Source organism: Lentzea sp. NPDC092896, from assembly GCF_044754905.1.
Classification (GTDB): Bacteria; Actinomycetota; Actinomycetes; order Mycobacteriales; family Pseudonocardiaceae; genus Lentzea.
This window is the reverse complement of record NZ_JBIVPX010000007.1, coordinates 350,920-362,579: the sequence shown is the minus strand read 5'-3', so window position 1 is coordinate 362,579 and position 11,660 is coordinate 350,920. Positions and strand designations below refer to the sequence as shown.

Here is an 11,660-nt window from a genome sequence, read left to right as displayed (position 1 = left end):
CCTCTGCGGCGAACGCAGATCATTTACGGTGGGGTGCATGGCCGACCGGCACCTGATCGACGCCCACGTTCTGCTCCTCCGCGACGGCGAGGTGCTGCTCAGCCGGCGCCGCGACGCCGACCCGCGGTTCGACGGCCTCTGGCACCTGCCGTCCGGCAAGCTCGACGCGGGTGAGTCCGTGCTCGCCGCCGCCGTGCGCGAGGCTGCGGAGGAGGTCGGGGTGCGCATCGATCCCGCCGACCTGAAGCTCGTGCACACCTCGCACGCCAACGGGTTCGGCGTGGAGCCGCGGCTCGGCCTGTACTTCGAGGTCCGGCGCTGGAGTGGCGAGCCGGAGAACCGCGAGCCGGAGAAGTGCTCTGAGTTGCGGTGGTTCGGGCTTCAGGCATTGCCCGCCGACATCATCGCCTACCCCGCCGCCGGGATCGCCGGCTATCTCGCGGGCGAGGCGTTCAGCGTGCTCGGGTGGGACCTCACCGGCGCAGCCCGTCCACCACGAGGGTGATGACGCCGTCCGCCTCGGCCCTCCAGTCGGGCCGGTCGTGGGCCGCACCGATGCCGTGCAGCGCCATCATGACCGTGCCGACCCCCACGTCGTCACGGATGGCACCGGCCTGCACGGCGGCGGCCACCAGGTCGGTGACCGCCTGTTCCAGCGCCCGGCTGCCCTCGGCGAGCGTGTCGGAGGCCGCGCCCATGAGCGTGGCCAGCGTCCGGGCGAGGCCCCGGTGGGTGTCCAGGTAGTCGACCATCGAGCGGAGGAAGGCGGCCAGGGCCTCACCGGCGGGCATCGTGGCCTGCAGTCGGCGAGCGCGTGAGCACAGCGCGGCGACCTGGTCGTGGTAGACCGCCTCGGCCAGCGCCTCCCTCGTGGGGAAGTGGCGGTACAGCGTGCCGGTGCCGACGCCCGCCAGGCGGGCGAAGTCGTCGAAGCGCAGGTCGAAGAACTCCCCCGCGTCGAAGACCTCCCGTGCCTTGGCCAGCAGGGCCTCCCGGTTGCGCAGCGCGTCGGCGCGTAGCGGCTTGGCGGCGTTCATGCGCTCCCTCGTGGTTGACAAACGGAGACCATCTCCATATTTTCGGAAGTGGAGACAGCCTCCGTTTCATCGTAGTCCACCGAGGTGCCGTGTGAAGATCCTGTTGTTCGGGCGTGGCGTGATCGCCACCGTGTACGGATGGGCGCTGGAACGGGCCGGGCACGAGGTCGAGTTCTACGTCCGGCCCGGCCGCGCGGCGGAGTACGGGCCGACGATCGACCTCGACCTGAGCGACATGCGGCGGCGAGTCCTGGGACAGCCCGTCCGCGAGAAGTGGGCGGTGCGCTACCGCGAGGAACTGGCACCGGACCACGACTTCGACCTGATCGTGCTGAGCGTGGGGCACCACCGCCTGACGGAGGCGGCGGACTTCCTGGCTCCCCGCGTCGGCAACGCGACGGTGCTGATCTCCGGCAACGTCTGGACCGAGCCGGCGGACGCGGTCGGCGCCCTCCCGCTCGACCGGGTCGCCTGGGGCTTTCCGATGGCGGGCGGCGGTTTCGGCGAGGACGGCGTGCTGCGCGGGATGCTGATGCCGCTGATCATCTTCGGCACGATCGGCACGCTGACGGACCGGGAACGGGCCGTGCGCCAGGTGTTCCGCGAGGCCGGGTTCCGGATCAAGGAGGAGCCCCGCCTGCGCGACTGGCTGCTGATCCACTTCATCTCGGACGCGGGCATCCACTCGCAGGGCCTGAGGCTGGGCTCGCTGGCCGACCTGGCAGGACGCCGTCATGACCTGCGCGAGGCGATCCTGGCCGGCCGCGAGCTCCTGCCGCTGCTGGAAGCACGCGGTGTCGACCTGCGTCGCCGTGCGATGTTCCTCCGCGCGCCTGCCTGGCTGACGGCGTCCGTGTTCGCCTTGATGACCGCTCATTTCCCACCGGCCCGCTTGAGCTTCAAGGCGCACTCCGACCCCCATGCCGTGGAGCCGCGGGTGATCTGCCAGGACGCCCTGGCGGAGGCACGCCGGCTGGGCGTGCCCGCACCCCGGCTGGCCGCGGCGGAACCGCACTTCGCGGCCCAGGTCTGAACTCGGGTTACCGTGAACGGATGGCACTCGTGCACCCGCCCGGCCTGACCAGGTTCCGGACGCACGACCTGCCCGGTGCGCGCAGGCTGACCGGGTGGGAGGAGCACAACGCCCGCGCCCTGGTGGGGCTGCGCGTCACGGCCGACCGCCCGTTCGACGGCACCGAGGTGAACCTGACGCTCCCCCGCCTGCAGGTGGCGCGGGTGAGCGGATCGCCGCACGCCGTCGAGCGGGACGTCCGGCAGATCGCCGAGCACCCGGCCGACGGCGTGGTCGTCTACTTCTCGCTCGCCGGGGAGAGCCGCTTCGAGCACCGGGGCGGCCGGGAACTGGTCGTTCCCGGCCAGGCGCTCGTGCTGGACGGGGACCGGCCGTTCCGGCGCGAGTTCTCGGACGGCCTCACCGAACTCGTGCTGAAGGCGCCGCGGCGTGGACCGGTGCGGCCTCAGGTGTTCAGCTTCCGGGACAACGCGCACGCGTCCGCGTTGGTCAGCGCTCTGTCGGGTGCGTTGCGCGGCCCCGCCGACTGGGACGGGCTGGAGCAGACGGCCGCCGACCTGCTCGACACGTTGCTCGGCGCCCGCAGCCCGGCCGCGGACCTGGCGGCGGCCCACGCCTTCATCGCCGCCCATCTGCACGAACAGGAGCTGTGCGCGCTGCGGATCGCCGCCGCGATCGGGTACTCCGAACGACATCTGTCGCGGTTGTTCGCGAAGTCCGGGCAGAGCGTGCCGCAGGCGATCCTGAACGCGCGGCTCGACGCGGCCAGAAGCGTGCTGACCGAGCCGATCTCACTGGCCGAGGTCGCCGCACGACACGGTTTCGTGTCGCAGGCGCACTTCTCCCGGACCTACCGGGCGCGGTTCGGGGTGACGCCCCGGCAGGACCGCGCGGCACTGCGGGCCTGAGTTTTTGCCTGTTTCCGCCACGTGCGAACCACCCGGCCCTCGCGACGGCGTGAGACTGCGACCGTTCCGGCATGGTGACTTTCGTCGAGACCGATGTGGTGATCGTCGGCTCGGGCCCGGCCGGGGCCTCCGCAGCGTTGTTCCTGTCCACACTGGGCGTGCCGAACATCATGATCACCAAGTACCGGTGGACCGCGAACACTCCCCGCGCGCACATCACCAACCAGCGCACGATGGAGATCTTCCGCGACGTCGGCATCGAGGACCAGGTGCTCGCCGACGCCACGCCGCACCACCTGATCGGCGACACGGTCTTCTGCACCGCGATCACCGGCGAGGAGATCGGCCGCATCCTCACCTGGGGCACCCACCCCGCCCGGCACGCCGACCACGTGCTCGCGTCGCCGTCGCTCAACTGCGACATCCCGCAGACGTACCTGGAGCCGATCCTCGTCCGCAACGCCACGGCGCGCGGCACGCAGACCCAGTTCAGCACCGAGTACCTGGGGCACGCGCAGGACGCCGACGGCGTGACCGTGCGGGTGCTGAACCGGCTGACCGGGACCGAGTACTCGATCCGGGCCAAGTACCTGATCGGCGCGGACGGCGCGCGGTCCGCCGTGGCCGCCGACCTGGACCTGCCCTACGAGGGCGAGATGGACGTCGCCGGGTCCATGAACATCACCTTCAAGGCCGACCTCTCCGAACTGTGCCGGCACCGGCCCTCGGTGCTGTACTGGGTGATCCAGCCCGGCGCGAACGTCGGCGGGATCGGCGCGGGGCTCGTGCGGATGGTCCGGCCGTGGAACGAGTGGCTGATCGTCTGGGGCTTCGACCTCGCGCAGGGCGTGCCCGAGGTGACCGACGACGACGCGTTGCAGATCGTGCGCAACCTCGTCGGCGATCCCGCACTCGAGGCGGAGATCACCGGGATCTCGTTGTGGGGCAACAACGAGCAGTACGCCACACGGCTGCAACGCGGCCGGGTGTTCTGCGCAGGGGACGCCGTGCACAAGCACCCGCCGAGCAACGGGCTCGGTTCCAACACCTCGATCCAGGACTCCTACAACCTGGCGTGGAAGCTCGCTCTCGTCCTCAACGGACAGGCCGGGCCCGAGTTGCTGGAGACGTACTCCGCCGAACGTGCCCCGGTGGCGCGGCAGATCGTGACGCGGGCCAACAAGTCCGCTCGTGAGTTCGGTGCGCTCTTCGAAGCACTCGGGCTCGACGCCTCGCAGTCCGCCGAGGAGATGGACGCGCGCATCGAGGAGCGCAAGTCCGGCAGCCTCGCGGGTGCCGCCAAGCGCGCCGCCGTGCGGGAGGCCATGGAGCTGAAGAACTACGAGTTCAACGCTCATGGCGTCGAGATGGGTCAGTCGTACGAGTCCAGCGCCGTGGTGGCCGATGGCACCGAGCGGCCCTCCCCCTCACGGGACCCCGAGCTGTACTACGAGCCGTCGACCCGGCCCGGAGCGCGGCTGCCGCACGCCTGGGTCGGTGACAGCAGGAGCAAGCTCTCCACCCACGACCTGGTGCCGTACGGGCAGTTCACGCTGCTGACGGGGATCACCGGCGAGGTGTGGGCGGACGCGGCGCAGAAGGCGGCCGACCGGCTCGGCGTGCCGTTGCAGACGGTGGTCATCGGTCCAGGTCGTGCGGTCACGGACCTCTACTTCGACTGGTCGCGACTGTCCGGTGTGGACGAAGATGGAGCCGTGCTGGTGCGGCCGGACAAGCATGTCGCGTGGCGCGGCACGTCGTTGCCCGCAGATCCGGAGGCGGAGCTGATGTCCGTCCTGACCACGATCCTGAGCCGGGAGGAGAGCGCGTGACCTGGCAGTTCGAGCACGTCACGCTCGGCCAGCGGGTGCGGTTCGGCACCGGCACGGCGGCGGACGACGTGGCCGCCGAGGTCGCCCGCCTCGGTGCGCGGCGGGTGCTGCTGATCTCCTCCAAGCCCGTTCCCGAGGTGACGGCGAAGATCGACGTGGCCGCGCACTGCACGGACGTGGCGCCGCACGTCCCGGTGGAGAACGCCGAACGTGCCCGCGAGCTGGCCTTGGAATCCGGCGCGGACCTGCTGATGAGCGTCGGCGGTGGCTCCACGACCGGGCTGGCCAAGGCGGTCGCGCTGACCACCGGCCTGCCGATCGTCGCCGTGCCCACGACGTACGCGGGCTCGGAGGCCACCAACGTGTGGGGCCTGACCGAGGCGTCCCGCAAGACCACCGGCGTCGACGACCGGGTCCTTCCGGTGACCGTCATCTACGACTCGGCACTCACGTCGTCGCTACCGCTGGACCTCTCGATCGCCTCGGGCTGCAACGCGCTGGCGCACTGCGTGGACTCGATGTGGGCTCCGCGCGCCGATCCGATCAACCAGGCGCTAGCCCTGGAAGGCGCCCGTGCGCTGAGCCGCGGTCTTCGCCTGGTCAGCACCGTCGAGGGCCGGGAGTTGCTGCTCTACGGCGCCTACCTGGCCGCCGTGGCGTTCGCGTCGGCGGGTTCCGGCCTGCACCACAAGATCTGCCACGTGCTCGGCGGCGCCTACAACCTCCCGCACGCCCAGACGCACACGGCGATCCTGCCGCACGTGCTGGCTTTCAACTCCCCCGCGGTCCCCGAGGCAGCCGCCAGGATCACCGAGGCGCTCGGCGGCGGGCTCGTCGACCTGTACGACGAAATCGGTGCCTCACACGAGCTTCGTGGCGTGCCCGATGTGCACGAGGCCGCGCGTCTCGTGCTGCCGTCCGTGCCTCCGTCGAATCCACGACCCGTCACCGAGGACGACCTGATCGCCCTGCTCACCGCTGCCCAGAAGGGGCTCGACGCATGACCGCCCAGCACCGCATCGAGGAACAGCTCACCGACGAGGTCATCGCGTCGTTCGCCCGCACCCCGGACCCGCGGCTCAAGGAGCTCATGGAGGCGCTCACCCGGCACCTGCACGCGTTCATCCGCGAGACCCGCCTGACCGAGGCCGAGTGGACGCGGGCCATCGAGTTCCTGACCGCCGCCGGGCACATCACCGACGACAAGAGGCAGGAGTTCATCCTGCTGTCCGACGTGCTGGGCGCCTCGATGCAGACCATCGCGGTGAACAACGAGGCCTACGAGAACGCCACGGAGGCAACGGTCTTCGGCCCGTTCTTCGTCGAGGAGTCGCCGCTGGTCGGTGCCGGCGGCGACATCGCCGGTGGCGCCGCCGGAACTCCTTGCTGGGTCGAGGGAACCGTGCGCGACACGGCCGGCAACCCCGTGCCGAACGCGCGGATCGAGGTGTGGGAGGCCGACGAGGACGGCTTCTACGACGTGCAGTACACCGACTCACGGGTGGCGGGCCGAGGCCACCTGTTCTCCGGCGAGGACGGCGGTTTCGCGTTCTGGTGCACGACACCGACCCCGTACCCGATCCCGCACGACGGCCCGGTGGGCGCCCTGCTGGACGCCGTGGACCGCTCCCCCGTGCGCGCCGCCCACCTGCACTTCATGGTGTCTGCGCAGGACTTCCGCACGCTCGTCACGCACATCTTCGTGGAGGGCGATCCCCAGCTGGAGATCGGCGACTCGGTGTTCGGGGTGAAGGAGTCGCTGGTCAAGCGGTTCGAGGAACAGCCGGCCGGTGCTGCGACGCCGGACGGGAGGGCGCTGGGCGACAAGCCCTGGGCGCGCTCCCGTTTCGACATCGTGCTCGCGCCTCAGTGATCGCAGCAGACGCGCTCGGCCCACTCCGGTTCGTGCCACCAGTGCTTGTTCTCGGCTGACGGCGCCGCCGGCAGCTCGGCGGTGTGGGCGGTGAGCGTCTGCTGGTTCCGGTACGGCGCGAGCAGGTCCGGAACGTTGTGGACCTGCCCGCCGACCGCGACCAGCTTGACGTTCGCCGCCGCCTTGATGTCGGCGAGCGGGTTTCCCTCGACGAACGCGATGTCGGCCGGTGCGCCCGGCTTGATCGCGCCGAGCGGCAGGCCCAGCCACTTCGCCGGGTTGCGGGTCGCGGTGATGAGCGCTTCCCGTGGCGTGAAGCCGAATTCGACCAGCGCGCGGAGGTTCGTGTGGGTCGCGGTGGCCGGGCTGTCGAGCGGCGCGTCGGTGCCGGTGATGACGAAGCCGCCGCCCCGGTGGACCTTCAGCGCGAACTCGACCCAGCCGCGCAGGACGTCCAGCGACGACGTGCCGGCCGGGGTGCCCTGGTTGTCGGCGTCGGCGACGAACCGCTCGTACTCCCACGGCGGGTACAGCACGCGGGTGCGTTCGTCGGTGACGATCGACTTGTCCTTGGCGTACAACGCGCGTGACTGGAAGAGCGTGGGTGTGATCGACATGCCGGACGCCGTGAAGAGCGCGATCACGTCCTGGTAGGCACGGCCCTGGCGGGTGACGGTGTGGGAGTAGCCGAGGCGGTTGGTGGCGCCGACGTGCTCCATGCCGTCCATGCCGAGGTTGGCGGCCGGGTAGAGGTAGTGGCTGGACAGCGGGACCCGGGACCGTTGCACGGCGGCGCGTTGCAGCTCGACGGGCAGCCGGACGTAGGTCTTGATCAGGTCGTAGTCGAGTTCGTGGGCGCGGCGCAGTTCGAGGTCGAGCTGGGCCTTGCTCAGCGTCGGGCGCATGAAGTTGTAGTAGACGCGGCCGCCGTCGACGGCCTCGCCGGTCGCGTAGAACCGCGGCCCGACCAGGGTTCCGGCCGCCAGCGCCTCGCGGGTCTCGACCATCTGGTAGACCGGGTCGCCGGGCGAGCGCACCGTCGTGATGCCGTACGCGAGCCACGTCAGGCCCTGCCTCGCACCCCACTGACGACCGCGCAGGTGCCAGTGGTTGTGCGCGTCGATCAGACCGGGGATGGCGGTCAGCCCTGACGCGTCGACGTCGGCCTTGCCCCGCTGGGGCCGGATCTCCTTCACCTTGCCGTCTTCCAGGACGATGTCGACGCTCCGCTTGAGCTCGTGCGCCTCGCCGTCCCAGTAGGCGCCGACGCGGATCACCTTGCGCTCAGGTGCCTTCGCCCGGCGCCACGTGAGGTCGTGCCGGATCGTCGTGACCCTGCCGTCCAGTGTGGACTTCCGGAGGCGGCCGTTGTTCAGGTACACCAGCGAGTCGGTGCCGCTCCAGGCCAGCGAGTCGGTGACCTCGCGGGTGACCTGGCGCGGTTCGCCGAGAAACTTGCCCTTGCCGTCGACCGGGACGACCCAGGCGACGCTCTCCACGACGAACGCGATGTTCCTGCCGTCCGGTGACCACACCGGGCCGTCGTCGCCCCGCGTCGCGATCGACCGGAACGGCAGCGGCTCGGTGTAGGTGAGCGCGCCGCCGACGAGGTCGACGAACAGCAACTGGCTGGTGCCTTCGCGGAACCGGCGCGAGAACGGCTTCACCGCGGCCAGTGCGACCGTGGTGCCGTCCTTCGACCAGGTCGGCCTGCCCGGCTGGAACAGCGTCGGCGTGACCTGGCGCAGCCCGGCGGGTTCGGCGATCCAGACCTGCCCGTCGTGGTCCAGGTAGGCGACCTTCGTGCCGTCCGGCGAGAACCTCGGGATCGTCTGCGCGTGCGGGGCGGGCGCGAACGCCTTGTCGTCACCGGTCTTCAGGTCGCGGACCCGCAGCTGCGGGATGCCGCCGCGGTCGCTGGTGTAGAGCAGTTTCGTGCCGTCCGGCGAGAAGTCCGGGTCGGAGTCGAAGTACCTGTTGTCGGTCAGCTTCGTCGCTTTGCCGCCGCTCAGCAGATAAAGGGCGTTGAGCGCGCGGAACGCGATCTTCGTGCCGTCCGGCGACACGACAGGACTCGCGATGCCCTTCACCGTGCCGCCGGTGAGGTTCTTCGTGCGGTGCTGCCGCCTGGTCGTGCGCACCGGAACCGTTGCCTCGAAAGGAATGTCCTTCACGGCACCGCCGGTGCGCGACCGGAGCTTGCCGTCCGACGTGTACAGGACGCTGTCACCGTTCCAGACCGGCGCGAACCCGAACACGTCCTCCTTCGACGTGATCGCCGTCGTGCCGAGGACGAGATCGGCCTGGCCGGGCTTCATCTGCGTGTAGCTGGGCTGGTCGCCGGGTCCGAACGCGGCCCCGAACAGCTGCGTGCCCGCCGGTGCCGTGACGAGCCGCTCGCGCTTGCCGTCCGAGGTCACGGTGTCGATCGCCGCGTTGCCGACGGTGAAGATGATCCGCCGGCCGTCCGCCGACCACTGCGGTGCCGCGGCCTCGTCCGGCACACCGGTCAGCTGCGTGATGGCGTTCGTGGCCAGGTCGAGCACGTGCACGCCGTAGCTGCCGGCCCGGTCGCTGACGAACGCGATCTGCTTGCCGTCCGGTGAGAACGCCGGTTCGCGGTGGTCGTACTTGCCCTGCGTGAGCTGTTTCAAGCCGTGCCCGTCGAGCCCGATCACGTAGAGGTGGTAGTTCCCGTCCCGATAGGACTGGAACGCGATCCGGTTGCCCGGCCCGAACGACGGCAGCGTGGCGTCCTGCAGTTCGTCGGTGAGCTTGCGCGCTTCCCCGCCTGCAGAAGGCAGAACCCAGATGGCGGTGACGAGGTCGATGGCCAGCCACTTGCCGTCCCGCGACCGCGACACCGAGATGTTGGTGCCCTGCGTCAGTTTCACGCGTGCGCCCGGTTCCGCCTGCGCGGTCCCGATGCTGAGCGTGGACGCGGCGGTGGCGACGGCGGCGGCTTGGCCGGTGCGGGTCAGCAGTTCACGACGGGACAGTTCCACGGCGGCACACTCCCCAGTGTTGATCCCCTAGGAGATCCACCCTGGCACCGCGAAAGCCTTGCGCCATCGGCCATTCGGCCCAGCATCCACCTGGTGGGACGCTGGGCCGAAAGCTTGCGGTGGTCAGCGACGCGCCAGCAGTTCCAGCAACGGCGGCACCTCGTCGGGAACGCTGAAGTACGAGGTCTTGACGCCGTCCGGATAGCGCGCGACGAGGATCGGCGGAACGCCGAGCGGGATCAACCCCTTGGCCTGGAGGTTCGCGGTGAGCCGGCGGTACGGCCTGGTGAAGCCGCGCAGCATCCGGTCATCGGCGTAGTCGCCGAGCGCGTAGACCTCCTCGCGGCTGACCCTGCCCCGCTTGTCCGGCGTGGCGAGCCGCAGTGCCTCAGCCTGCACGGGAGCCTGCTCGTCGAGCTGGATCAGGAGTGCGCGCAACGCCTCCAGCGTCCACTCCGCCGTCGGCTCTTCATCGAGCAGTTCGTCGTCGGCCACGCGCCCGGCGTCAACGGTCGACTCCTCGTTGACCACCACTTCCAGCACGGAGGCGCGGGCGAGCAGATCCGTGGGCCTCATCAGGAACAGGCGCCGCCCCGTCAGTCCTCCGTACTCGAGCGAGAGCTCCGGACGTGGCCCGATGAAGTCCGCGCCCTGACGCCACCACCAGTCCTCCTTCTCGTCCCGCGTGACGATCAGCAGGTCACGGTTCTGGTCGCTCGCGTACCGGGTGGCCTGGTACCAGACGAGGTAGTCGCCGGTGCCGCCGTCGGCGGAATCGTCGTGCTGCTTGCCGGCGTCCAGGTAGCCCGGCGGTACCTCGGCGTCGATGCGCCGGTTGGCCTCGGCGACGCACTCCGCGTGTTCTTCCTCGTTCAACGGCGAAGTGACCCTGCCGTCGAGGAGTTCCTCCAGCTGCTCGAGGATCGGGTCTCCCGCGCGGTCGGCGTCGGCGTCGGCGAGGACCCGCTGGAGTTCGTGCTGAAGTCCGCCGACGAGGTCGTTCACCTGAGCGGTCAGCGTGGACAGCTCGCCGAAGTCGACTCCAACGGCCTTCGCCCAGTTGCTCAGGGCGTCGCTCATGGCCCGCCCGGACTTGGCGAGAGCATCGGTGGCCGTCTTGGTGGCACCACGCGGGCTTCCCTGCGAGCGTTGGCGATGTCGCCAGAACTCGCGCAGCGCCTGGTGCGGGACGACCAGGCGGTCGCCCAGGCTCTTGAAGGTCTTGATCAGGTCGTTCGAAGTCTGCGGCGTGAACCTGTACAGGTCGAGCAGCACGTTCGCGTCGACCGCGACCACCGCCTCGCGCAGCGCCGTGTCCAGCTCGTCCGGCGCCGCGATCTTGTAGCCGGCGAACTCACCGTCGTACAGGCCGTTCATGACCGAGTTGTCGTGCTGACGGCACAGCCGCGTTAGCGATCAGTGGGCCGTTCATTCGAACGGCCCACCAGTCGTCAGAGGGCGAGCGCGCCCTCGATGCGGGACACCATCGCGTCCTCGGCGTCGACGACCACACCGTCGGCCTCGGCGACCTCGCGGCAGATCGCCAGCACACCGCGCGGGAAGTCCGCGGCGTCCTCGGGCGACTTGGCCGTGAGGGTCTTCATCGAGGAGCGCAGCGCCTCCAGGACGACCGGCTCGATCTCCTCGTCGGTGCCGGCGGGCACGGACGGGCGGGCGGCGCCCAGGACGCCGCGCAGGTCGGGCGACAGGTTCGCGAGCGCGCGCAGGCCGGCGAAGCGCTCCTCCAGCACGGGGCCGGGGTCGGCGTGGGAAACCAGCAGCATCGCGCCGTACACGGCGGTGCGCAGCGTGCGGCTCTCCTCGTCGGTGTAGAAGATCATGTGGCCCACTCTAGGTCGTCGGGTCAGGCGGGTGTTCCGGTCCTGATATGAGGATGCGCGGTCGGCCTGCCGGTTGCTCCCTAGCTGGGAAAACGCCTGTGACGGACGTCTATCGGCCGGGAAGCGAACAA

General features: G+C 70.3%; 10 protein-coding genes. 6 read left to right on the top strand and 4 right to left on the bottom strand.

Annotated elements, in window-relative coordinates; translation table 11 throughout:
* The first annotated feature begins 37 nt into the window (after positions 1 to 37).
* Complete coding sequence (locus tag ACIQF0_RS32055; protein WP_401035642.1) at positions 38 to 505, top strand: NUDIX domain-containing protein; 468 nt, start codon at positions 38 to 40, stop codon at positions 503 to 505.
* On the opposite strand, the gene ACIQF0_RS32050 is transcribed toward ACIQF0_RS32055, so the two are convergent.
* Positions 474 to 1,037: a TetR/AcrR family transcriptional regulator gene (locus ACIQF0_RS32050; RefSeq protein ID WP_401035639.1), complete on the bottom strand. Its 564-nt coding sequence runs from the start codon at positions 1,035 to 1,037 to the stop codon at positions 474 to 476. The genes ACIQF0_RS32055 and ACIQF0_RS32050 overlap by 32 nt on opposite strands.
* Positions 1,038 to 1,128: 91 nt before the next feature.
* Between ACIQF0_RS32050 and ACIQF0_RS32045 the strand changes: the two genes are divergently transcribed.
* The 5 genes from ACIQF0_RS32045 to ACIQF0_RS32025 all read left to right on the top strand — a co-directional run bounded on the left by ACIQF0_RS32045 (position 1,129) and on the right by ACIQF0_RS32025 (position 6,683).
* Positions 1,129 to 2,070, top strand: coding sequence for a ketopantoate reductase family protein (locus ACIQF0_RS32045; protein WP_401035636.1), 942 nt, complete (start codon positions 1,129 to 1,131; stop codon positions 2,068 to 2,070).
* A 20-nt stretch (positions 2,071 to 2,090) separates the two neighbouring features.
* Positions 2,091 to 2,978 carry an AraC family transcriptional regulator gene (locus tag ACIQF0_RS32040; RefSeq protein ID WP_401035633.1) on the top strand — a complete coding sequence of 296 codons (888 nt, stop codon included), beginning with the start codon at positions 2,091 to 2,093 and terminating at the stop codon, positions 2,976 to 2,978.
* A 71-nt stretch (positions 2,979 to 3,049) separates the two neighbouring features.
* Complete coding sequence (locus tag ACIQF0_RS32035) at positions 3,050 to 4,810, top strand: FAD-dependent oxidoreductase (RefSeq protein WP_401035630.1); 1,761 nt, start codon at positions 3,050 to 3,052, stop codon at positions 4,808 to 4,810.
* Positions 4,807 to 5,814 (top strand): maleylacetate reductase, encoded by a 1,008-nt coding sequence (locus tag ACIQF0_RS32030; RefSeq protein ID WP_401035628.1) that lies wholly within the window; start codon positions 4,807 to 4,809, stop codon positions 5,812 to 5,814. The genes ACIQF0_RS32035 and ACIQF0_RS32030 overlap by 4 nt, the downstream gene beginning before the upstream one ends.
* The gene (locus ACIQF0_RS32025; RefSeq protein ID WP_401035625.1) at positions 5,811 to 6,683 is read left to right on the top strand and encodes a dioxygenase; all 873 of its coding nucleotides are present in this window, start codon (positions 5,811 to 5,813) and stop codon (positions 6,681 to 6,683) included. The genes ACIQF0_RS32030 and ACIQF0_RS32025 overlap by 4 nt, the downstream gene beginning before the upstream one ends.
* Here ACIQF0_RS32025 and ACIQF0_RS32020 read toward each other — a convergent pair.
* The 3 genes from ACIQF0_RS32020 to ACIQF0_RS32010 form a co-directional block, all read right to left on the bottom strand.
* Positions 6,677 to 9,688 carry an amidohydrolase family protein gene (locus ACIQF0_RS32020; RefSeq protein WP_401035624.1) on the bottom strand — a complete coding sequence of 1,004 codons (3,012 nt, stop codon included), beginning with the start codon at positions 9,686 to 9,688 and terminating at the stop codon, positions 6,677 to 6,679. The genes ACIQF0_RS32025 and ACIQF0_RS32020 overlap by 7 nt on opposite strands.
* 123 nt (positions 9,689 to 9,811) lie before the next feature.
* The gene (locus ACIQF0_RS32015; RefSeq protein WP_360034209.1) at positions 9,812 to 11,065 is read right to left on the bottom strand and encodes a PIN-like domain-containing protein; all 1,254 of its coding nucleotides are present in this window, start codon (positions 11,063 to 11,065) and stop codon (positions 9,812 to 9,814) included.
* A gap of 74 nt (positions 11,066 to 11,139) precedes the next feature.
* Positions 11,140 to 11,529, bottom strand: coding sequence for a hypothetical protein (locus ACIQF0_RS32010; protein WP_360034212.1), 390 nt, complete (start codon positions 11,527 to 11,529; stop codon positions 11,140 to 11,142).
* Positions 11,530 to 11,660 lie beyond the last annotated feature (131 nt).

Excerpts from the sequence above, each read along its gene's own strand:
- ACIQF0_RS32015 (WP_360034209.1), bottom strand. The coding sequence starts at position 11,065 with ATGAACGGCCTGTACGACGGTGAGTTCGCCGGCTACAAGATCGCGGCG.
- ACIQF0_RS32055 (WP_401035642.1), top strand. The coding sequence starts at position 38 with ATGGCCGACCGGCACCTGATCGACGCCCACGTTCTGCTCCTCCGCGAC.
- ACIQF0_RS32025 (WP_401035625.1), top strand. The coding sequence starts at position 5,811 with ATGACCGCCCAGCACCGCATCGAGGAACAGCTCACCGACGAGGTCATC.
- ACIQF0_RS32035 (WP_401035630.1), top strand. The coding sequence starts at position 3,050 with ATGGTGACTTTCGTCGAGACCGATGTGGTGATCGTCGGCTCGGGCCCG.
- ACIQF0_RS32010 (WP_360034212.1), bottom strand. The coding sequence starts at position 11,529 with ATGATCTTCTACACCGACGAGGAGAGCCGCACGCTGCGCACCGCCGTG.
- ACIQF0_RS32050 (WP_401035639.1), bottom strand. The coding sequence starts at position 1,037 with ATGAACGCCGCCAAGCCGCTACGCGCCGACGCGCTGCGCAACCGGGAG.
- ACIQF0_RS32040 (WP_401035633.1), top strand. The coding sequence starts at position 2,091 with ATGGCACTCGTGCACCCGCCCGGCCTGACCAGGTTCCGGACGCACGAC.